This is a genomic window from Companilactobacillus kimchiensis, from assembly GCF_001438805.1.
Lineage (GTDB): Bacteria > Bacillota > Bacilli > Lactobacillales > Lactobacillaceae > Companilactobacillus > Companilactobacillus kimchiensis.
Genome location: NZ_JQCF01000003.1, coordinates 87586 through 111774, shown reverse-complemented (window position 1 = coordinate 111774; position 24189 = coordinate 87586). Strand labels below are relative to the sequence as shown.

General features: G+C 35.7%; 18 protein-coding genes, 2 tRNA genes and 1 riboswitch. Of the genes, 4 read left to right on the top strand and 16 right to left on the bottom strand.

Going from position 1 to position 24189, the window contains the following annotated elements; all coding sequences use genetic code 11:
• Window positions 1-203: 203 nt before the first annotated feature.
• From IV57_RS02900 to IV57_RS02880, 5 genes are all read right to left on the bottom strand, one after another.
• Entirely contained in the window at window positions 204-491 is a 288-nt protein-coding gene (locus IV57_RS02900; protein ID WP_157051890.1) for a hypothetical protein, read from the bottom strand.
• A gap of 126 nt (window positions 492-617) precedes the next feature.
• The gene (locus IV57_RS02895; RefSeq protein ID WP_057879996.1) at window positions 618-1964 is read right to left on the bottom strand and encodes an FAD-dependent oxidoreductase; all 1347 of its coding nucleotides are present in this window, start codon (window positions 1962-1964) and stop codon (window positions 618-620) included.
• 1438 nt (window positions 1965-3402) lie between these two features.
• Window positions 3403-4659 (bottom strand): NAD(P)H-dependent oxidoreductase, encoded by a 1257-nt coding sequence (locus IV57_RS02890; RefSeq protein WP_057879995.1) that lies wholly within the window; start codon window positions 4657-4659, stop codon window positions 3403-3405.
• Window positions 4660-4669: 10 nt separating this feature from the next.
• The gene (locus IV57_RS02885) at window positions 4670-5278 is read right to left on the bottom strand and encodes an NADPH-dependent FMN reductase (RefSeq protein WP_057879994.1); all 609 of its coding nucleotides are present in this window, start codon (window positions 5276-5278) and stop codon (window positions 4670-4672) included.
• A 103-nt stretch (window positions 5279-5381) separates the two neighbouring features.
• Complete coding sequence (locus tag IV57_RS02880; protein ID WP_057879993.1) at window positions 5382-6311, bottom strand: FAD:protein FMN transferase; 930 nt, start codon at window positions 6309-6311, stop codon at window positions 5382-5384.
• Between the two features lie 153 nt (window positions 6312-6464).
• On the opposite strand from IV57_RS02880, the gene IV57_RS02875 reads away from it, so the two are divergent.
• Window positions 6465-8291, top strand: a complete 1827-nt coding sequence (locus IV57_RS02875; protein WP_057879992.1) for an FAD-binding protein — start codon at window positions 6465-6467, stop codon at window positions 8289-8291.
• 114 nt (window positions 8292-8405) lie between these two features.
• Here IV57_RS02875 and IV57_RS02870 read toward each other — a convergent pair.
• From IV57_RS02870 to IV57_RS02855, 4 genes are all read right to left on the bottom strand, one after another.
• Window positions 8406-8478 (bottom strand) — tRNA-Thr (locus tag IV57_RS02870).
• Window positions 8479-8553: 75 nt separating this feature from the next.
• A tRNA-Asn gene (locus IV57_RS02865) sits at window positions 8554-8626 on the bottom strand.
• Between the two features lie 64 nt (window positions 8627-8690).
• Window positions 8691-9980 (bottom strand): serine--tRNA ligase, encoded by a 1290-nt coding sequence (gene serS, locus IV57_RS02860; RefSeq protein ID WP_057879991.1) that lies wholly within the window; start codon window positions 9978-9980, stop codon window positions 8691-8693.
• A 793-nt stretch (window positions 9981-10773) separates the two neighbouring features.
• The gene (locus IV57_RS02855) at window positions 10774-12225 is read right to left on the bottom strand and encodes an amino acid permease (RefSeq protein ID WP_057879990.1); all 1452 of its coding nucleotides are present in this window, start codon (window positions 12223-12225) and stop codon (window positions 10774-10776) included.
• A gap of 185 nt (window positions 12226-12410) precedes the next feature.
• Window positions 12411-12597: riboswitch (Lysine riboswitch) on the bottom strand.
• Window positions 12598-12688: 91 nt separating this feature from the next.
• On the opposite strand from IV57_RS02855, the gene IV57_RS02850 reads away from it, so the two are divergent.
• The 3 genes from IV57_RS02850 to IV57_RS02840 all read left to right on the top strand — a co-directional run bounded on the left by IV57_RS02850 (window position 12689) and on the right by IV57_RS02840 (window position 15331).
• Complete coding sequence (locus IV57_RS02850) at window positions 12689-14203, top strand: helix-turn-helix domain-containing protein (protein ID WP_057879989.1); 1515 nt, start codon at window positions 12689-12691, stop codon at window positions 14201-14203.
• Window positions 14204-14340: 137 nt separating this feature from the next.
• A complete protein-coding gene (locus IV57_RS02845) occupies window positions 14341-14610 on the top strand; it encodes a hypothetical protein (protein WP_057879988.1) in 270 nt (89 codons plus the stop codon).
• Between the two features lie 73 nt (window positions 14611-14683).
• On the top strand, window positions 14684-15331 hold the full coding sequence (locus tag IV57_RS02840; RefSeq protein WP_057879987.1) for a TetR/AcrR family transcriptional regulator: 648 nt from the start codon (window positions 14684-14686) through the stop codon (window positions 15329-15331).
• Between the two features lie 77 nt (window positions 15332-15408).
• Here the strand turns inward: IV57_RS02840 and IV57_RS02835 are convergent, their stop codons facing one another.
• From IV57_RS02835 to IV57_RS02805, 7 genes are all read right to left on the bottom strand, one after another.
• Window positions 15409-18279 carry a hypothetical protein gene (locus IV57_RS02835; RefSeq protein WP_162261207.1) on the bottom strand — a complete coding sequence of 957 codons (2871 nt, stop codon included), beginning with the start codon at window positions 18277-18279 and terminating at the stop codon, window positions 15409-15411.
• Window positions 18280-18677: 398 nt separating this feature from the next.
• Window positions 18678-19799, bottom strand: a complete 1122-nt coding sequence (locus IV57_RS02830; protein ID WP_057879985.1) for a DUF916 domain-containing protein — start codon at window positions 19797-19799, stop codon at window positions 18678-18680.
• Between the two features lie 5 nt (window positions 19800-19804).
• A complete protein-coding gene (locus IV57_RS02825; RefSeq protein WP_057879984.1) occupies window positions 19805-20794 on the bottom strand; it encodes a WxL protein peptidoglycan domain-containing protein in 990 nt (329 codons plus the stop codon).
• 87 nt (window positions 20795-20881) lie between these two features.
• Complete coding sequence (locus IV57_RS02820; RefSeq protein WP_057879983.1) at window positions 20882-21985, bottom strand: DUF3324 domain-containing protein; 1104 nt, start codon at window positions 21983-21985, stop codon at window positions 20882-20884.
• A 106-nt stretch (window positions 21986-22091) separates the two neighbouring features.
• A complete protein-coding gene (locus tag IV57_RS02815; RefSeq protein WP_057879982.1) occupies window positions 22092-22898 on the bottom strand; it encodes a WxL domain-containing protein in 807 nt (268 codons plus the stop codon).
• 124 nt (window positions 22899-23022) lie between these two features.
• Window positions 23023-23484 carry an LPXTG cell wall anchor domain-containing protein gene (locus IV57_RS02810; protein ID WP_057879981.1) on the bottom strand — a complete coding sequence of 154 codons (462 nt, stop codon included), beginning with the start codon at window positions 23482-23484 and terminating at the stop codon, window positions 23023-23025.
• Window positions 23485-23597: 113 nt separating this feature from the next.
• Entirely contained in the window at window positions 23598-24110 is a 513-nt protein-coding gene (locus IV57_RS02805) for a GNAT family N-acetyltransferase (protein WP_057879980.1), read from the bottom strand.
• Between the last annotated feature and the right edge of the window lie 79 nt (window positions 24111-24189).

Genomic DNA, 24189 nt, shown 5'->3' with positions numbered 1-24189 from the left:
TTTAGTTCAAAAATCTTTTTTCGTTATGACTTTTGATCATCTTAGTACAAACAGTAGCTAAGACTGATACACCCGTTAAAACAAGAATAGGATGTTTTTTCATAAGCTTCACCTCGTTTTTATATAGCCATATTTGACTATGTATACATAATAACTTTAATTTATGAAATGAATTCTTCTTAAATACGAATAATTTGTGAAGTTTATTTTTGAATTATTGATCCCTGATATTTTTTAATATTATGTACAAATTCAGCCAACATCACTGCATCAACTTCAGGTATTCGCTGTAACTTAGCAATCAGCCACAGCCCCAATTGATAATAACTCCCTCGATCCAGATTAAATTCCTGGGCATAAACATAATGGACAGCTGCTTCATACTTTTGGTGCAACAATAAATTATCTAAATCAGTAAAAAGTTTGCCCTTCTGATTTTGCTTCTGTTCAAAAACCACTTCAGTCTTATTAGCACCTTTTTTACCCACCATAAAACCAAAACCTTCTATAGCATCTATACCAGGCATTAAGATAGGCCAAAACGGCAACAAAAAAGCAGCCTCACTGGCTGCTGATTCGTGATATTTTATATTATATGATCAGGGAGTTGCCATCAATTACTTAGCAGCATCAGCCTTTTCCACAGCTGCTCCTGCTAGAGCACTGACGTAGTTCACTGGTTTATCAAAGTTTGGTTGGAACAAGAAGTCGACCATTGATAATTCATCAATTGTAACCTTCTTTTGAATAGCCAATGACAAAAGATTTGCTGATTGTGAAACATCATACTTACTTGTCAAAGCACCACCTAAAACAACTCTAGTCTCAGGATCCCAAACCAAGTTCATCAAAACGGGAGTTGTTGATAACATGAATTCTGGACGATAATTATCTTCCAAGGAAACAGTCTCAACTTTTTTACCTAAAACTGCGGCATGTTCGGCTGTCAAACCACTTGCGGCATAAGTTCTACCAAACAACTCAACCGCTGAACTAGCTTGTGTTCCCATGTAGGCAGCAGTATCTTTTTCAATATTCTTACCCACAAGGATTCCTTGACGAACTGAGTTTGTTGCCAATGGAATATATTGATTATCATCAGTTGGATTGTAGTGTACTGAAGCAGCATCACCAGCTGAAAAGACATCTGGTTTACTTGTATGCATATACTTGTCGACAATCAAAGCACCATTTGGTAGTGTTTCAAATTCATCAGCAAACATCTTTGTATTAGGACGGAAACCAATACATGTAACAGCAATATCAGCTTCATAAGTATTCTTGTCAGTCTTAACAATCACACTGTGATCAGTCTCCTCAAATGATTCAACTTTTTCACCCATGCCTAATTTAACGCCATTATCGGTATAATCTTTTTCAGCGACTTTTGACATATTAGGGTCAAAGTTCTTTGATAGAACATCTGGTAAAGCATCAATCAAAGTTGTTTCTTTGCCAAGAGTTGCATAACCTTCAGCAAGTTCAGCTCCGATATAACCGGCACCAATAACAATGGCACTCTTGATATCTTTAGCATTTTCTTTTAATTCATTAGCATTAGTCCAATTCTTGCAGAGCATTACTCGACTTGAATCAATACCTGGAATTGGGGGAACAACTGGAGCAGAACCAGTGGTGATGACTAATTTATCATAATCTTGTTCAAATGTTTCGCCACTTACCAAATTCTTCACAGCAAGTTTCTTATTATCAAAATCAATATCTGTCACGTCGTGTTGCATATACATGTGTGCCCCTAAGCTAGTTAAAGCATCTGGACTAGCATAAAACATCTTGTTAGGATCTGAAACACGATCACTAACCCAAAGTGCGATCCCACATGATAGGAATGAAAGATTATCATTTCTTTCAAAGACAGAAACTTCCCAATCAGGATGTTCCTTTAAGATGTTCATTGCTGAAAAAGTTCCTGCATGAGTACAACCTACAATACTTACCTTCATAATAACTGCCACCCTTTTTTATTTATATTATAGTTAATTTCCTTGCATAATAAAAGCGCTTACACGATATTTAAAAAAATATATCAGAATTATAAAAAAATGGAATGTTAACTATAATTTTGTTAACTTACACCCCACAATTTCTCAATATGAGTATTATTTATACCAAGAACCCAAGGATGAAGTTACTATTATAATCTCATAAATTATTTAGTTTGTGAGATTAAAAACAAATAAATTTTTTCTTCCAAAATGAATTTAATTGTTTAAACACATGTGCTATATTATAGGCGTGAAAGAGATAAAGATATGAAAATGCAATTCCTTCCTTTTTTAACTCTTAAAGAAGGTTGTGATACACATCCTCATATCATAACCTTAAGCTTACTCGCAAATAATGAGAGTTGCCCCCCTCAATCAATTCTCATTATCGATTGCGTATCCCATTACAATAATTTACTTTGAATGCTTTCAATAATTAATTAACGAATCCCTCTCTATTTGACAAATATGGAAACTCACAAGCATTCATATCTTACCTCTGACACTACTGGTAATGCCGTTACACACAATCGTGTAACAAAAAAACAGGCCCGTCCCCCTCAGATAGGCTGTTTTTTTTTGCTATTTTTTATTTTCCGATATAGAAAATTCACTAATAACAGATCAAATGCTTTATTAATAGTATTAGGTCAAATGAAAACAAATAAATTTTCTCAAAATGAATATAGTTGTTTAAACATATATGATATATTAGTAACTGTGAAAGGGGTAAAGATATGAAATGCAATTCCTTCCTTTTTAACTCTTTTAATGAAGGTTGCGATACACATCCTCATATCGTTACCTTATTACTCGCAAGAAAATGAGAGTTGCCCCCCTCAATCAATTCTCACTTATAAATTGCGTATCCCATTACAATAATTTACTTTGAATGCTTTCATTAATTAACAAATCCCTCTCTATTTGACAAATATGGAAACCTCACAAGCATTCATATTTTTACCCCTGACACTACTGGTAATGCCGTTACGCGCAATCGTGTAGCAAAAAAACAAGCCCGTCCCCTCAGATAGGCTGTTTTTTTTGTCGTTTTTTACAAAAATCTAAAAGATCCACTAGAGCATAAATTAATGGAGTCATTAGTATGGTTCCGCTCTCCGCAAGGTTGTTAGTTTTTATACTATATATAATTGGAAATTTTTTTATATTACTGACTTTAACTAAATATTTAGTATTAAAATGTATCTTTCTAAAAATAAGCAAAAGTCTGTATTGACTGAAAAATATCAGTTAATACAGACTTTTTGAGTTAAAAATATGTTTTTTCATTAACAGAAAAAAATAAGCAAAGTGTTAATTAGTCTGGAATGAAAATCGAAACGATGCTCTCAGCGTTCCAGCCTATTTCCGATTTTTATGGAAGACGGGAGGTTAATTATGCTTTCGAAGCGCCAGAAGTGACATCAGCTTTAACTTCTGGTTTAGCTGGTTCTTCAGATGCACCAGAAATAGCATCAACTTCAGCTTTAGCGGGTGCTTTGGATGCACCAGAAGTTGTATCAAGTTTTGCATCTGGATCTTTAACTAATTTTTGACCAGTAGATTTGAGATATTCATCAACGATTGGTTTTATATCAACAGCCCATTCGTTAACACCTTTATAATTATTATCTTCATCGTGCATGGCCTTATAATAATGCATCACATGATGCTTTTCTTCGTCACCACCAGGTACTGGCATTGAAACGAGATCAGTTTTGCCATTGCGTAAAGCATTAATAACTTGCTTAACATGAGTGATAACACGATTAATTGCTGGATGAACTTTATCAAGAGCATCCCCTACTTGAGCGGGTGTTCTTTTGGCCAACATATCCTCTGTTGGTAAAGCTCGGTTGTAATAGATAAATTGATTATTCTCATCAACATAAGTTAATTCAATGGGAATCGTCTTCAAGAAATAATTCAATTGATCCACAGTCAATAAACCGCTGTCGAGTTTTACATATGTCTTGCCCTCAACTGCATTGACCTTCTTAGAAGCTTGATCCAACCAGTCGTCGGCATTCATATCAACACCTTCAATTGTAGTATCAGTCCCAGCTTTTGCAGATAGATCTTCATTTTCGTAATCGTCTGTTTTTCCAATCATATTAATCACCTTCGCAAACATAACAAATTTTTTAAGCGTTGTTTGTAGAAAATCAATCGTACGTTGATCCTTCAAATCACCATTATCATCAAAAGCTGATTTAACATCACCCAATAGGAATTCATTACCAGGTAATACAATGGCATTCACACCTGGAGCTTCCAGAATCTGTCTCAAGTGTAATTGGGCCCGTGATGAACCTTGCGTATGATATGAAGCACCCACGATCATCACTGGCTTGCCATCTAATGGATGAATTTCATATGATAACCATTCAATCACATTCTTTAGAGCTGCAGGCACACTGTGATTATGTTCTGGAGTTGCAATAATAACTCCGTCAGCAGCACTGATTTTTTTACTCAAATTTTGAATAACGGCACTGTTTGTTTGATCATCATCTTGATTAAACATCGGCACTTCATTGATATCTAAGACATCAATATCAACGATACCTTTAAAATGTTTAGCAATAAAATTTAGTAATGTCCGATTATATGATTGATCAGCAATCGAGCCTGCAATACCAACTAATTTCATATTACTCCTCCTAATCTTTATCCCATGAAAACTGTTCTGCTTTTTGTATATTGACACTATTAGCATTATTTAATTGTTTTGAAATATTTACAAACTGCAAAAAGTCTTTAAAAAGACCATCCAATTGTTTGGCAGCTGCCATATCTTTTAAATCTCCATTATCATCAAAAGCTTGTAATGAATGGCCTAATAAAAATTCTGAACTAGGCATGATACGCGCTTTCAATTCTGGTGAATCAAGGATTTGACGTAATTGAGCTTGGGCTCGTGATGAACCCAATGAACCATATGATGCCCCTGTAATCATCACTGGTTTGTCCAATAGTGGATGAATGCCATAAGATAGCCAGGCTAAGGCACTTGATAACACTGCTGGAATTGAATGATCATATTCAGGAGTGGTAATAATAACCCCATCGGCGTTTTCAATTTTAATAGCAATATCTTTGGCAGCTTGCGGTACATATTTATCGGCACTCTTTTTAAAAATAGGTAGACCTTTAATTTCGACCAATTCAATCTCAGCTTGATTTTGAAAATGATTTTTCATATATTCCAACAATTCACGGTTAGTTGACTTGTTGGAATTTGATCCAACAATAGCAATAAATTTATTCATATCGTTAATCATCCCATTTATATTTTATTTTTCGTAATTATTGTAAAATGATTCCTTAAAGAAAGCAATATAAATAATTGTATATATTTTATATATAAAATAATTATATTAGTTTAAAATTGTTTTTCAAACCTGATGTCGCAAAAGTTTCTAATTCTTTCGTAATAAAGACCGCTTCAATCCCAGGCTGGGCTTCAATCAAAGCACGTCCCTTTTCAATACCTTGATAAAAACCAATCGTTGACCAAATTTCGCCATCAATCGATTTATCACTAATAATCGTGACACTGGCGAGATTATTTTTAATTGGATATCCCGTTTTAGAATCAAACATATGATGATACTCATGACCATCCAAAATCAGCTTTCGTTCATAGATACCTGAAGTTCCGATTGATTTGGCCGAAATATGAACCATTCCCAGAGAAACATCGCGTGGTTTGATGGGATTCTGCACTCCCACATTCCACATCTGATCAGTATGAAGGCTTGGACCAACTAATAAGACATTACCGCCCAAATCAATAATTCCTGTTTCAACTCCGCGCTTTAACCACAATTGTTTAATTTGATCAGCAATATAACCTTTGGCAATACCACCTAGATCAATTTCCATTCCTTGATCCAATAGAAAAACTGTCTGCAATTCATCATTTAATTCAATTCTATCTGGATCAATCAACTTCAAACGTTGTTTGATATCAGCATCAGAAGGTTTATTAGCACCCTTAAACCCAATCTTCCATAATTTAACCAAGGGACCAATTGCAACATTAAATCCCAAGTTTTTACGACTAACTTTTACGGCCGTTTTAATCAGACCATAAGTATCCTCTGGCACCTTAACAGCCTTGATTCCGGCATTATGATTGATTGACATGACCTCTGATTCAGTCCGATTGACCGTCAATTTATCTTCAAAATTTTGGATCAATTGATACCCCACATCTAAATCATCCTTAGTTGCAGGTTCTGCCACAGTTAAGTTGATCACTGTTCCCAATGCATAATAATTTTTATTTATTAATCCCATAGAGTTTCCTCAATTCATCTAAAAAAATAATTTATATCCATGAACTCTTACAGCATAGTCTTTTATGTCGTTTTCGACAAAAGGAACTCATTCACAAGATCCATAAATAGAGTTATATTAATCCTAACATTTAGAGGAATTGGAGTGAAGATTATGTTTGAGGATTCAAGATTAACATGGGACGCAACTTATGATGTCGTCGTTCTTGGTTTTGGTGGTGCCGGTGCCACAGCTGCACGTTTTGCGGCTGATAATAATGCGAAAGTTTTGCTAACTGACTCAGCTCCAGAGGGTCACGAAGGTGGTAATACTCGTTACGCTGGCCAAGTTATTTCAACTGGTTCTGATCTCAACGATTTGAGAAAATACTATCAAGCTTTAGCCTTTCCTTTATCATATGACAATGACTTGATGGAAACCTATATCAAGGGTCTATATGATATCCCAACTTATATTGAAAAATACCTTGGTGTTAAACCGTTTATCATGGCTCAACATCCTGACTCACCCGTTTCCAAAGCCTTACACTTTATGGCTCACGAATATGTTGAATTTCCTGGTCAAGCAACTCACGATTTAGTTGCCATGCATGAAGGTGTTGCCGACTCAGCTTTATGGAAAAATCTCCGTCAGCAAGTACTCAAACGTGCTGATAAAATTGATGTCCTCTACAACACACCAGCTGAACATTTGATTCAAAATCCTACTACCAAGGCAGTTGTCGGTGTTCAAATCAAACGTAACGGTAAATCATTAAACGTTCACGCTAAAAATGGTGTCGTTATGGCTACTGGTGGTTTTGAGAATAATCCTGAAATGGTTGAAAATTATCTTGGCGAAACTAGTCTTAATCCCATTGGTTCCCTATATAACAAAGGTATCGGTGTCAAAATGGCTAGTGAAGTGGGTGCCCAACTTTTCAATATGGACAACTATGAATCATATGGTATTTTCCATGGACTAACTCCTAAACCAGCTGCCGGTCAACGCTCACAATTCTTACCATTCGACTGGCCTGCATTCCATCAAGGTAGCTTGATTGTCGTTGGTGATGATGGTAGTCGTTACTTCGATGAAAACGAGATTCATCGCCATGGTCATATTAAAGATCACGGTAACTGGAGAATCCCACTGGCACAACGTCATCCTTACGTAATTTTTGATCAAAAGAAATATGATGAACTAGTTAATGATCAAAATGCACCTTATCCTGAATTTTTGAAATCAGTTGTTAAAGCTGATAATCTTGCTAGTCTAGCCGAAGTGATGGGTGTTGATGTCGCTAAATTGACTGATACCATCAAAGACTTTAATCATTTTGCTGAAATTAAACGCGATTATGCCTATAACCGTGATGCCAAAACTTTGACTGCCTTTGATGATGGTCCTTATTACGCTTTAGCTATGGTTCAAGGATTATTAAATACTCAAGGTGGACCCGTTCACAACGCCAAAGCTGAAGTAGTCGACAATGACAATGTTGTTATCCCTCATCTTTACGCTATCGGTGAATTGGGTAGTATCATGGGGCGCCAATACAACGGTGGTAGTAATTTAGCTGAGAATCTTATTTTAGGTAAAATTGCTGGTGAAAATGCCGCCAGTGAAAAAACTGAAATCAAAACCGATACTCCAGTAATCGATGCAAAATCTTCAGCCAGTGTCCACGAATCAGGCTTGGGTTCTGATGTAGCTGAAGAACATTACGAAACCAAGGAAAATCAATATATCGGTAAATCAACTGCTGGTATGGGTAATGAAATCGTCGTTCGAGTTACCGCTGACAGTAAAGACAATATCCAAAGTATTGAAATTCTAAAACAAAGTGAATCAGATGACTACGGTTTGAAAGCTGTCAAAGAATTACCACAAGAAATTGTCGCCAAGAATTCCGTTGACGTTGATACCGTTTCTGGTGCTTCTGCTTCTAGTAAAGCTATCAAAGAAGCCGTCTCTAATGCTTTGAATCAAATTAAATAATTAGTAATTCATTGGGAATGTCCATGTGGCATTCCTTTTTTGATACAAAAAAAGAGAAACGTTGAATTAACAACGTTTCTCCAGGGAGGTAAATATTTAATTCATTATCAAGAATGCCGTGTGCAGGAGTCGAACCTGTGACCGCCGGTTTACGATACCGATGCTCTACCAACTGAGCTAACACGGCAAAAAAAAATTACATCTAATTCTAATGAACTAGATGTAATTTATGTGACACCTAGGTAATTCCTAAGTATTATAACTCCGGTTGTCAGACTCGAACTGACGACAACCTGATTAACAGTCAGGTGCTCTACCAACTGAGCTAAACCGGAATAATTTAACAGCTCTTTAACAGAACTATTAAATCTTATCAATTTACAGACCTAAGGTCAATAACTATTTGGCATTTTCTTTAGTAATTTTTGTTACGCCACCCATATAAGGTACTAAAACATCAGGAATAGTTACAGAACCATCGGCATTTTGGTAATTTTCAAGAATTGCGGCCACAGTACGACCAGCAGCAAGACCTGAACCGTTCAAGGTATGAGCAAGTTTTGTCTTACCATTTTCGTCACGGTAACGAATGTGAGCACGACGAGCTTGGAAATCAAGACAGTTAGAACAACTTGATACTTCACGGTACTTGTCTTGAGCAGGCATCCAAACTTCAAGATCATATGTCTTAGCTGAACTGAAACTGGCATCGCCACTTGATAGCACAATAACGTGATATGGAAGACCTAACTTTTGCAAAATATTTTCTGCATTAGCAGTTAATTTTTCTAATTCATTGTATGATTCTTCTGGTTTTGAAACCTTAACCATTTCAACTTTGTTAAATTGGTGCATACGGATCAATCCACGAGTATCACGGCCAGCACTACCAGCTTCTGAACGGAAACATGGTGTTAGAGCTGTCACATACTTAGGAAGATCTTTAACGTCCAAAATTTTATCAGCAAAATAGTTTGTCAAAGGAACTTCAGCTGTAGGAATCAATGTCAATGGGTTTTCATCAACGGTTACAGTATAAACATCTTCGGTAAACTTAGGAAATTGACTTGTTCCAAACATTGCTCCGTTGTTAACCAAGTATGGAGGAATTACTTCGGTATAACCTTCCTGTTGATGTTGATCCAACATAAAGTTATAAACGGCACGTTCTAGACGAGCACCCATACCAAGATAGTAAACGAAACGACTACCAGCAACCTTAGTAGCTTGATCAAAATCAAGGATACCTAATTCTTCACCAATATCCCAGTGATGACGAGGTTTGAATCCTTCAGTAGGAATAGCACCAACCTTACGGATTTCAACATTAGTGCTTTCATCAGGGCCAACTGGTACAGAATCATCAGGAATATTAGGTAGACGAACTAAAATATAGTTCATTTTGCCTTCAGCATCTTGAAGCTCAGTATCGATTTCTTTGATGTCACTACCAACTTGTTTCATAGCAGCAATTTCATCAGAAGCATCTTCTTTGTTACGTTTCTTAGTAGCAATACCTTGTGAAACCTTGTTTCTCTTTTCCTTCAAAGTTTCAGTTTGTACTAAGAGTTCACGACGTTTTTCATCGTATGAAAGTAATTCATCGATTTCGTCACTAGTAACACCACGTGATGCCAATTTTGTTTTGATCCATTCAGGGTCTTTTCTGATTAGCTTGATATCTAACATATATTTTTCTCCCTCATGTATATTATTCAAGTTCTTAGTTGGTTGATTGGTGGATGCCGCCTTCCACAAAAATCGAAATTTGGCTGGAACGTAGTGGGCACGACTTGGAGCCTTTTGTCTTCGACGAAAGTCTTCAAGCTCGGCCTTGTTCTAAGTGGGTTCCCCACTAAGAACAATTTCACTACTGAGCCAATTTCAATTTTTGTTCCAGGCTAGTGTTTTGGTTGTTTATTTTTATATTCTTAATGATATATATACAAAATAACAACTGCTACATTTAGTAATTAATCATTTCCAATACAATAATATTGAATATCATTAAAAACAAAACCCTAGCTCGGAGCAAGGAAGAAAAATGGCTCAATAGCGAAGTTTTACTTATTCGGCGAATTTTGCCGGATTAGTAAAAGGCCAAGCTTGAAGACTCTTGGAACAAGAGGCTCCAAGTTGTGCCCGCTATGTTCCAGCCAATTTTTCTTCCTTGCGGAGAGCGGCATCCTTCCGCTACAAAAAAAGAACTTATCTTTAAAACCAACAAAAAAATGGCCGAATCATCCCAATAAAGGGACGAATCGACCATTCGCGGTACCACCCAGTTTCAGCGTATACGAAATACACTGCACTTTCAGACTTTATCGGATCAATCCGAACGGAATTACCCGTTGCCAGAATGCTGGAATAAAAACCATAACGATTTACACCAACCATCGTCTCTCTGAAAGGTTTTTTGAGTAGGCACTCTATTAGCTTTATATTCATTTATTATCATAATTTAAAATGTTACAAAATACAACTAGTAGTGGTTACCATTTTTAGTTTCTTTTACATCAATATCTTCAAGTTTCAAGAACTTAGTCTTATATCTGATCTTATAATAAGCCCAACAAATGAAGAGAATAATCAATCCACTATAACTGATCAAAAGACGTCCAAAATTGAAGTCTACCATTGAACGAACATCTTGTCCCATGATAATAATAATTCCCAGAACAATTGCCAGTAATGGGCCAAATGGGAACCACTTAGCTTTATACTTCAAATCATCCAGACTGTAACCCTTATATAAGTAAGCTTTTCTGAAACGATAATGTGAAAAAGCAATTCCTAACCAAGCAATAAATCCGGTTAAACCACTAGCGGCAACTAGTAATTCGTAGAATGAATCACCATACAAACTTGTGAACAAAGCAATTCCACCAATAACAGCTGTCAAAAGTAATGAAAAGACTGGAACACCACGACTATTGGTTTTTTGGAAAGCCTTTGGTGCCATGCCATTTTTACTCATTGACCACAGCATCCGACTGGCAGCATAGAGTCCTGAGTTAGCGGCTGAAATAACTGAAGTTAAAATAACTGCATTCATAACACCAGCAGCCAAAGGAATCCCTACCTTTTTGAAGACAATGGTAAAAGGACTGATGGCAATATCGCCGGCGCCTGATCCCAACAAGTTAGGACTTGTATAAGGAATCAAAGCACCAATAACGGCAATTGATAAAATATAGAACAAAAGAATTCTCCAGAAAACTTGTTTGATAGCCTTAGGAATACTCTTTTCAGGTGTAGCTGATTCTCCAGCTGTAATACCGATCAACTCAGTTCCTTGAAACGAGAACCCAGCAACAACGAAGACACTCAGAATGGCCGGAATACCCCCAACGAATGGGGCCTTCTTATAAGTATAGTTAGACATGCCGACAGCACCGTGTCCGCCTAAAATACCCATAATAGTTAAAATACCAACAATTAAGAAAATAATTACAGCTGTTACTTTGATTGATGATAACCAATATTCAGTTTCACCAAATGAACCAACCGAGATAAAATTAATAACCAAAAGCACTAGCATGAAAGTTAAACTAATCTTCCATGAGGTCCAACTTGGGAACCAATACTTCACAACTAGGGCAATGGTTGATAGATCAACTGCTAAAGTAATGGCCCAGTTAAACCAATAATTCCATCCCAAAGCAAAACCAAAAGCAGGATCAATAAACTTTGTTGCATAAGTTGCAAATGATCCAGAAACAGGCATAAACGTTGCCATTTCACCCAAACTAGTCATTAAGAAGTAAACCATGATACCGATAGCCACATAAGCTATCAAGGCTCCCCCAGGACCAGCGGTTGATATCGACGAACCACTGGCAACAAACAACCCCGTTCCAATAGAACCGCCAAGTGCAATCATTGACAAATGTCTTGTCTTTAGCGACCTATTCATATCATTATCATTTTCCATCTTTAATTCCCCTTTTTGGGCACAAAAAAAACCCATATTATCAGAGGAACTACCGATAATAAGGATTATAATATCCCTAATCAATAGCTCAACGTTTAGAAGCGAGTTGCAAACAATGAATTCTTCCTATTACTAAATTCTTAAAATGGCACACAAATGGCATGTCCACTTTAAGAAGTCAGGTAAACCTCGGAAGTTCCCGTTATTCTTAACTCTCCACAATACGACAGTCCACCACCTATTAAGCAGTAGCCCAATCAAATTACCAAGTAGGGATAATTGATTTCGGCAAACTTTCCTTTCATATTTTTTCAAAGTACCCTATCCGCACTCCAAAATACTAATAATAAAGATTGCACCTCTATCTGATTACAAAACATTATAAATAAATGTTAAGATAGTAGCAAGTAGTGTTTCATATATTATTAAGGTTTTTAATTTAAATGTTACCGGGGGACGACAAATGTTGGAGCAAATTTTCTTAGTTAAGCAAGATGTGGAAAAATATCGCATGCTTACCGTAATAAAATCATTACCTCCTCGTGAAGTAAACTTAAGTAATATCAGTAGTAGGCTACAATTTACATATCAAAAAACATATAACATTTTTCAAGCACTGCTGGAAGATCTTGCTGACGTAGCCCCTGATATCGACCCCAGCGATACTAAAATTGAATCAATCAATTTTAGTAAGATCTCAATTGATACTTACCGTTTATATTTGGTCAAAAATTCGGTAGTATTTCAAGCCTTCAACTATGGTTTGACCAGTGCTAATCCTTCGTTTGAGAGTTTTAGTAATGATCACTTTACTAGTAAATCAACTCTCAATCGTCGAATGTCAAAATTCAGAGCCTTCCTTAAAAACTTTGGTCTCAAGATTTCCAACTCAACTCTTGAAATTAAGGGTAATGAGAAGAACATTCGTTGGATGGCATATTATGTCTATTGGTACACATATCACGGTCAAGAATGGCCTTTCGGTCTGATTCAAGAGAATTCAATTGATCAAATAATTGCTCGTTCTGGAATCACTTTCGATAATCTAATCGTACATTTCCAATTGAAATATTTCTTAGCCATTTCCAGAATTCGTTTAATCAAGCGCAACTATATTGATGACTTACCTTATTACAGTGTTGTTTTTGGTGATCAAATGCTTGGAGGCGATCTTTTAACTCATGAAGATTACCCCATCGTACCTGTTGATGCTTTAGATAGTGAAAATAAATTGATTAATCTCTTTAGTAAAACAGCCTTTCAACCTAGTGATACAGCTTTCGAACAACCGATCAACGCTAACGCCAGAATCAATCCAAAATTCTATGCGCTCGTTTATCACTTTATAGATTTCTTGAAAGAACATTATCACGATGATATGACGGTTTACCATGATCAAAAGACTTTGAAACACATTATGACCTATGTCACGCGTGATATTGTCTTTTATTACATCATGGCGCCTTACTCCATCATGCATCTTGATACCATGTACAGTAATGACGAGGAAAGAACCTATACTGACCTTTATAAAGATATCTATAAGTTCTTCTCAAACGTGGACCAAAACGAGTTCCCTGGCGTTTATAATGCTGCTGAATTGATTTCTAGAAATCTTTTCCAAGTCCTTCCCAGTTATATTTCAACTATCAGACAAGAAGATATTATTAATGTCAAAGTCTTGATTGATCCTGGTAATCAGGCCGCTGAAGTTGTCTTGAGAAATATTAAAACTTTAGGCTTTGTAAATGTCGTACCAAGTGTCATTTATAAAAATGTTGATGTTTTGATAACTTCTTTGGACGTCTTACCATTAGATATTGAGCAGAAAAAATATCCGGAAAATTTAAAAGTAATTCCTTGGGACATATCTTCTACTAGACCAGATTATATTTGGTTATTAGTTCCATTGAACCAAGTCTATGTTAAAAAAATGAAAAGAAAAATTGACAGTAATAAAAAGAAAAAAGCCTTATAGGGCTATCAAAAAAGCAATTTGAAATTTTTTTAATTTCAAATTGCTTTTTTTGTTGCATTTTAAAATTAAAGAACTATACTCGTATTTGTAAGTTGATAGTGATTACTCACTATCACAACAAAAGGAGAGTGGATATTATGTTTACAACAATGTTTTGGATTTTAATGGCTTGGTTTATTATCAATGTTATTTGGATGTGGTTCGTAACCGATAATCAAAATCTTCAAAAGACTTTTGCTTGGATCAATGTGGTCGCAGCTATCGTCGGTTTCTGGGTTTACTTTGGTGTTACAAAAGTCGGTGGCATCGATACTTGGTTTAATGTTCTAAATTACGTCAATGTCGTTCTTGCTGCTGTACAATTCTATTACGGCTACAGAAATAACCACAGTATCAAGCATGCTTAATGAAATGTTTCACCTCTTGTGCTCCTTTTAGGATAGAATGGAGCTAGTAATAAATTAATTAGAGGTAAAGCCTATGGATAATCAATTTGATATTTATCGTGAAGCAGAAAAAACTGAAAAATTAACGCCTAAACAAAAATTGATTTTTCAATCGGCCATTGAACTATTTTCCGACCAAGGCTATGCCAATACCTCGACCAAAGAAATTTCCGAACATGCCGGAGTTTCTGAAGGTAGTATTTTCAGAAAGTTTAAAAATAAAGAAGATTTACTGATGGCTATTCTTGAACCATTGACTCATGAGATCCTACCCCAGGATTTAGATGAATTTTCCCGTACCACTTATCAAGATGGCAATCTCAATCTGAAATATTTTTTAACTACTATGATTAACGACCGAATTAAACTATTTAAGTACAATCATAAAATAATGAAAATCTTCTTGAATGAATTCATTTACAATCGACAGATTCACGACAGATTAGTTGAAAGTATACCTAAAAAATCATTTAAACAGTTCAATGAGGTTCTTGATGAATTAAAAGAAAAGCAACTTTTAATCAACTGGGATAACCTGGAAATTTTCCGTTTCCTCGCCTCAAACATTTTAGGATACTTGATTCAACATTATATTATTGTTGATACTACTGAATGGAATGAAACTTCAGAAATTGAACATGTGACGGATTTCATCGTCAAAGGATTAACTCCGACAAAATAAAAAATGAGTCATATCACAAGATATGGCTCATTTTTTATTTTGCTAACATGTTGAATAAGAAAAGGCCAATTTAATAATTATTGAATTGAATCCACAATATTCCAGGTCCAACGGCTAACATATTTTCCAACCGGTGCCCCATTTTCACCAGCTCGAAAGTTGATTTTTAATTTCTTGACGATTTCGTCAGTAAAATCAGTTGTCTCACGCCAATCTTGATTCTTAACATCTTCAGTTTTACCCACCAACAGATTCAAGTTATCAACTAATTGTCCATCCCAATAAACATTATGTAACAACGATTCCTTATTATCATCCCTGTCTAGATCACCGGATGAACCACTATCATCTCCGTCGTCACCATCATCCCCACCGGTACCAGAATCATCGGTTTTATAGAATTTTCCAATTGAAAGACTGACCCCAATCTGGTTGGCACCTTTCTCTCTAAAATCATCAAGGAGGACTTTCCCCTCTTGCATATTTGGTTTAACTTGATTCTGTGAAGTTGGTGAAACACTCAATTGTCCAAAATCAATTTCTTCTGGCGCTACTAAGTTAATTCCACCACCGATATGGCGGAAATAAAATTCAGTGGTACCGACATTTCCGTCACTATCAGTAATCTTAAATTTTACCGTATGAATTTTAAAATCATTAAACTTTTTAACATCCAAGTCTTCAATTCGCCAAGGAACTAATGACCCTGGTTTTGAATTATCCAAATTTTTAGAATAATTAACCTCTTCGCCGTCATCTATTTTATAAGTGATAGTGGAGATTTTTTTGCTATCCTTGTCTGACCAAAAACCATTTAAAGCAAAATGATCAGTCGTTGGAGCATACGGATCTTTCTTAGTTCCACTTGGTGAGGTGACATCAATTTGTGGTTCCTTAGTTGCTGGTTTGATCAGTTTAAAAGCATGTTCCTGTAAAACTGATTGATTACTATCCTCATCAATAGCAATTATATATATTTTATGGGCACCCTTTTCAAGCCCCTTGATTCGAATATCATTTTTGAAATCATGCAGGGCACCACCCTCAGCCTCTTTATCAGTCTGCATTTGATGGAATAACACATTATGCATATTATCTTCTTCGTCACTGTCAATTCCATAATAAAGCGTTACATGATTACTATCAAAATCATACCAATTACCACTTAATGTCAAATTCTCAGTATCCAACGGTAAAATTTGTGGTTCATCATCCGTCCCTAAATTATCAAATTCAACCACTGGATTAAAAGTTGTCCCCGGTACATCAGTCATCGTTCCGTATTCCATTTTAACAGTTTTGCCTACTGCCAAATCCTGTGGCTTAGTTCTCATCGTTACCCCAGCATCCCATTGAGGATCACTTTCGCTATTAGTACCTAGTCTAGTATTAGCACCCTTTCCTTGATCCTTGTCTCCCATATCTAGCTGATTATAAAAAGCATTACGATGGTCTTTAGGAGTATAGGGAAATTTATAATGTTTTTCTTTTTTATCGTAAAAGTTACTATTTCCCTTACTCTTACCAACCTTCCAGGGATAATAAGTTTCACTGGATGCTGCAATCAATCCCAGAATACCCGGATTATACATAAATCCTTTAGTAGCCAAATATGAACGACTAGCTGAACGTGCTGCCCAAGCATGAGGCATATTTTGACGATTCATATAAATACTTGTTCTAATTTCATTATTTGGTGACTGGAAATACATTCCTCGTTCATTTCCTAAAGCACGCATCGGGATAAAGTTACCAATTTTTTTACCAGTTGGATCAGTAATTTCATTACCATCTTTGTTTAGTGACAGATCATGATTAGAAAAAGCATTGAAATTGCTAAACGTTTCTTTTCCAGTGTTTTTAAATGTAAAACTAGTGATTACTTTACCCGTCTTACTAAATGATAATTTGATACTAGTTGTAATCTCTGGATTGTATCGTCCCTTTTTGTCTTCCCAATAAGCTCGTTGTTTATAAACTAAGCGTTGTTCTTCCAAACCAGTTTTTTGATCAGTCCGATAATAAAGTTTCGGCGTATCGATCATTGCGTATGACTTTCCTACCTTATTAGGACCTGAGACCCCCGGTCTTAGTCCGTTCCAATCATCTGTATGTTTAATTTCATTAAAGATATTATTGGAGGTATAACTTGTTGGAACACCAAAAGTATCATCTTCATCATCTGGCAAAACACTATTGTCCATTCTTTGATTATCACCATAATGACTCGTATAAACGTGATTAGTCACCGACTTAGGACCATCTTCAATTCGACTACCTGGTTCCGCATATAAAATAGCCGAATTCGGAGCCGTCAAACTATTTTGGCGGGATTTCCCTCTAGGTCCCCAACTGGACTCTAATGTAGCTGTTGAGCGAACTGCCTCTTCATAATCTCCAAAATAGAGATACGGTTGCGTGCTTGAACCATCAGCGTGTTCCAAAATGGGACCTTTACTAAGCCGATTTTTCCCAGTTTGAGTCCAAGTGGCCTCTTCTGACGGATCATCGTCATCATCTAGGATCAAATCATATTTTTCAGCCTGATTAAATTGGTAATCGAACAATAAGTTTCTGTCAGCATCCAAGACTGATAATAAGAATGGCATTTTTTTATCAACCATAATTTTGAAATCAATTGTCTCAGGCTTATCTAAAGTTAAAATCAACTCCTTTTTATCAGCATCCTCTTTAACCTTGTCCGCACCTAATTCAGCTTTCAAAGCCGATAGATCAATCATATTTGCCTGATCTGTCTTTAAAATCAATTCTTTTTTATTTTCAAGTACATAACTGATCGTAACTTCAGTATTATCTTTATTCTTAATAATAGTTTCTAGACCAGCGCTGGTCATTGGTGCATTTTCTGTTGTTTCGGCATTAATTGTGGTAGTCAAACAACTAGAAAATAGTAACCATACACTAGCAAAGATTAAAGCAATTCTCATCCCTCTCATAAACACAAAACACCTCTCATAAAATGATTTTGTAAGCTTATCATCTATAGAAGTGCATTCTGGTTCAAAATATTATAAGAGCTTTCTTGTGAAATGACGCACGATTTATTAATTTTCCTATGATTTCTATTAATCAAAAGTTCATTATTTTTTAACTTAATTGGAAATTTTCGATTGATAATTACATTCATTTTTTGGCATATACCAATCTCAATTTAAAACAAATCTAATAGTTTCAGGACTATTTATTGAAATAAATTAATTTTAATTGAAATCTAAATATTTTGATTTATTATCAATTGTCATTATTCACAAAAATTTAAATTGAGCAAAATAAAAAGACGGTTCAAATTTATCAATTCGAATCGTCTTTTGTTAATTATCTATTATTATTTTTTACGACGTGAAGATCTCGTACTACCAGATCTAGAACTCTTTGGTGAATCATCAGTTGGTTTCTTTGGTAATTTCAAATTGAACTTACCACGACCATTCTTAGGTCCATCACCCTTATTACGTTGTGAGTAATAGAGGTACATCCAAACAACAATTGCAATCAAAACAATGATTCCAATAATAATACCGATCCATTGTTTATTATTCGATTGAGTTTTAGGTTGGGCTGAATCATTAACGCTATCAACTTCCCGTTGTTTAACGGTGATATTGTAATTCAATGACTTCTCAAAACCATTATCATTCTTCAATACAATATGAGCTTTATACGTTCCTGAACCTAACTTTTTGATTGGAATAAAGTAGTTAAATTGGGAACTAGGGGCTATCTGCAGGTTATCTGCTTTATAGTTGGTAACTTGACTACCATTGGTGATCTGAGCGTTTAAAGACACCTTATTGATGTTTATCGGTGCAGTATTGTTCAGCGTATAAGCGATACCCGTCGATCCAGCCACAGCTTTAGGAGCAGCTGAAGTCAAACTAACATCCGGCATCACACCATCATCTTTGGAGCGGAGGACAACACCTTTGACATAACGAACCTGATTCTTGATGTTGATATTCTTTGACTTAGTGGGACTAACCGAAGCAGTCGTAGTAACACCACCAAGAATGATCCCAGTAAATTCAGACGCAGGTGATTTAACTTTAAACTCAACTGTCTTATTTTCACCAGTAGCTAACCTAACCACCTGCTTACGTTTACCATCAACTAAGGATGTCAAAGAGGGATTCTTCCCCTTGTACAATTTGGCATTGTACTTATCGTATCCAATAACGCCAGAATCAGCCGTATAAGCGTTGTTTACCTCCGCCGTTACAGTTATCGATTTACTACCCGTATTGGCTATCAGGACCTTCAGAGACTGCTCCTTGTTAGGTTCAACTTTGAGGTCAAAGTAGGATTCGTCCTTGTTAACCTGATTATCTGGCAAAATTGCTTGAATCGCATAAGATTTGTCAGGTGCGGCTTTTACCGTCGTTGCAAAAGGTAAAAACGTTGCTACTAATAGTAATAATGTTGAAAGAAATACAATTATTCGTTTCTTCATAAATTTTAACTCCTACCTGAATACCAAATTGCCCAAAAAATAAGGAAGATCAATGAAACCAGAACACAGACAATTAGAATGTATGTTGTAGTCTTATTATATATCAAACCCTTACAACGTTTGTTAATATTATTGGCTTGATCCTGAGTTATTGTGTATGTCTTGTGGAATGTCCATGTAGCTTTACCACTGCGGGCTGCACCTTTTACTACGTATTTACCAGCAGAAATCGGTGTTGTATTTTGATCAAAATCTACTGGAATACGAGAATTGGGGGCGACTTTTGGATATGTAAGATCTGCAATCATTGTCTTATTACCTAGGTTAAAACGATCCAACCAACTTTTTCGTTTTACAGTTGCATGTACTATAACTTTCTTCATCATACCTGGTTCTTTATTTTGTAGATTGACAAAAATATGTGGCTTTTTTTGAATTACATCTAATGATAAATTGCGTAATGTCAGTATTCCACCAACAGCCTTATTATTATCAGTAATCCATACTGGTACGTTAGCTGCCCCCTTAGACGAATCACCCTTTACATAGATATAAAATCCTCCCAAGATAAGACCATCTATTTCAGACTTAGGTAATTTAATATTAAAACTAACGTCTTTTGTTTTATTGGGACCAATTGATACTTCTTTTTTTTGAGTCATGTCGGCAAAAGAATGTTTTAGTCCATACTGATTTTTTTTTACCATATCATGAAATACTATTTGCCCAGTCATAGACGTAGTTGCATTTGTTGGCTGAACAATTATTCTATACCTATTGATACTAAAATTACCCAACGATATTTTAACAGTTCGCTTTTCACCAGGTTTTCCAACAATTTGAAATCTATCAGTAACACCAGAACTATCATCTTCAATTAATGGAGTTACAGTGACCCCATTAATGTCAGCTTTAACATCTAATGATCCATTAAAAAAAATGAATATATTAAAAAATAAACCTATAACTATAAAAAGCACAAATTTCTTCTTCATAATAATCCTCGATATCACATGTGGTCTATTATCTATAATACTAAAAAAGCTGTTCCAAGTCTTGGAACAGCCTAATTTATTTTTTTATTAACGACGACGTCTTCTTGAAGTATTTCCAGAATTATTATTTCCGTTATTATTCTTATTGTTATTGTTATTTCTTCTACCTAGGTAGATTCCTAATCCTAAAATAATAGCTAGTGCTAGAATTGCCAGCAAGATATATAACCATAGATAATTAGGCTTAATTCCTGCAAGTTTATTGTACTTAGCTGCATCATCATTAGTTATTGTGAAATCTTTATCAATAACCCAACTCTTAATTCCACCAGCAGTACTATACGTTAGTTTCAAATGATAGCTTCCCGCCTGTAAGCTTCTTTTCCCCCAGGGAATAGCAAAGTTAAAATTAGACGTTGGTGCAATTTGCTGGTTTTGGGTAATTTTAGTTATTTTAAAGCTTTTATCTCCCTTTTTAGTAACGATTGCTTTTGCAGTTAGATTACCTGTATATGAATTCGTTGAATTATGTACGTTAGCATTTACGCCTTGTGTACGACCATCATTACCATTTACTAAGTTAGGAGTAACCGTAGTAACAGAGTACTTAGCTTCAGCATTATCAGCACCCTTTTGATGTACCTGAACTGGAATAGAATAGCTGAATTTATTTTTTATCAAAGTACCATTTTCACCGACAGTACCCTTGGCCTTTTCTTTATAAGGAGCTACAGTTACACCGCCCATTAATGTTCCCTTAAAATTCTTCTCAGGTATCGTCACATGAAATGTCAGCGTTGCAGTGGTTGACCCAGGAACCTTAAATACACTCTTATTAGGAGAAATCAATTTTCTCATTGGATATTTTAAAGAGCTATCTTTAACGTCTGTTTTATCGTAAGCCAATTCTCCACTATTTGTCGTGTAGGCCGTATTACCATAAAATGTAAATTGTCTTGTAACCTTAGACTTATTAAGAACCAATAACTTTAATTCAATTTTTTGTCCAGGATCACCTGTAACAACATAGCTACCATTATCAATATTCAAATTATCATTATTTGATCCACCAACTTTTAGTGCATATTCACCTGAAGTTGCTGCCGAAACATTAGTAATATTATTTGAACCCACAATAATAGCCATTAAAAATGCAAATAAAATTAAGCTTTTTGCGTATATCTTTTTCATAAGAACCTCCCACCACATTAGGAAAACTTTAACCATATCTATTATAAAATAAAAACCACTACTATAGTAGTGGTTTTTAAGCTTATTTTAATTTTAAAATACTATCTTATTTACCAGATTCTGTAACTGTTGAATCAGTTGAAGGAGTTGCCTTTAGTGTCCAAGTAATCTTAGAATTGTATGACTTATTTGTAGCTTCTTTAGCACCCGTTGCTGCTCCTGTAACTTTCAATAATGCATCATTATCGGCCTTTGTAAATGAAGCATTGATAGCACCAGTATTATATGTGCCCTTAGCTAAATTAATAACTTCACCAGTACTCTTACCATCAGCAATAATTGAAGCATCTTGAGAGTTCAAATCAGCACCTGTTGATACATTCTTAGCTTCATCATCTTTAAGTGGTGTTGCTTTAAGTTGTAGTGTAAATGGATCAGCTGCATCTGTTGTTCCATCGTTAAATGCTGTCAAACCAGCACTCAATGTAAATCCAGGTGCACCGGCACGTGATTCAGTAACTGATAATAGTCCTTGATTTTGACTATCTTCTTCTGACTTAGTAGCAGTATTATCTTGCAACTTAACAGTTGAGCCAGCTGCAGCTGTACCGAATCCAAGATCAGGAACAGCATTCAATGTTAAGATACCACTAACAACTTTAACGTTAGCATTTGATTCTGCAGTTGCGGTACCAACAGTTGAGCCATCTCCTGCATCGTAAGCAATTGCTAAGCCAGCATTATCTGAACCTAAACCATTAACATCTTCATTAGGTGTAACTTGTGTTAATTTACCATCAACAAACTTACCTGATGTTGTTGCAGCTTGTGCTGTTAGTGCTGGGGCAACTGCCCCTAAAATCATTCCTGCTGTTGCTAAAGATCCTACTAGAACATTTCTTGATAATTTCATGATATATCCTCCCTGATATAGAAAATTATTTTTTGTTTTTGTCTTTCTTGATTACAATTAGATAATAACAAATTTTACAAGCTGTACACTTCATAATTTGTAAAAGTTATTTGTCAGAATTGAATCACTTTGAAGCTCGTATAAAACTTAAGCTTTTGCGGAGCTTATAACCATAAAAAGCGAATAGACCAATCAAAATAGAAAAACCAGTAATGATCAATCCGGTGTCACGTGCATCACCCGTTTGTGGGTAAGTTGACATGTTACTGATGTTTACTGACGGAGTATATCCAGTTTGGGTAGTCTTATTCTGATTACCTGTACTTGTACCCGTATTATCACTAGACATCAACACGTTTGCTTCTGAAGTACCACCGCTACCAATATCAGATGAACCTTCTGAATCAGCGGCGACAACCGCCTGTGACCTAATGGAGCCACCTCCAGTAGAACTGTTAGATTCGGCAATTACATGTGTAAAGCCAAATCCTCCAATCACACCCAACAATATAACGGCAATTGCGAAGAAACCGACTACTCGCTTTTTGATTGTGAGACTTTTCTTGGATCTCATTTTTCTCTTCATATCAAAAACCTCTCATCAAAAGTCTGTCTGTTTTCTCCTTACAAAAAGTATAATACCATCTGTACACTCCCCTTCTACTCCGAAATAATTAAGAATTTCTTACAAGAAATGAATCATTTCTTTAAAAGGTAATATTTAACAACATTGTGCTGCCCCGTGTATGGAAGCGCTTGATCTGCTTCGTAAATATATTTGAATTCTAATTTTTCCAAAAGTTTCTGCGGTGCTAGGTTACCTACTTCAGTTGAAGCCCAGATTTCGGTCAAGCTCTCTTCGCTAAAGCCTTGGTCTATCAGTATCTTAACTGCTTCTTTGGCATAACCATGATTCCGAAACTTCCTATCTATTACGAATCCAATTTCTCGAGTTGGCAACAATTCCGCTGATTCACCACGTTTGTTCAATTCAATTATCCCGATCAATTTGTTATTGTCCTTCAAAGAAACAGCGCAGGCACCATCTCTTCTCCGATACATATCAAGGAGATCACGACCAAATTTTACATCGGCTGTGTACTCTAGTCCAGCCAATTCATGGTTAGTTTCATCCTGAACCAATTCCATGAATTCTGGGAAATCGGTCTCTTCAAAATTACGTATCTTTACAGTTCTTCCTATTAGTAGCATTTCATGACCTCATAATAAGTTAATTTGCAATCCAATTTCTAGGTTTTTATATCGACGTACCTTATAATAAATCTAGTTA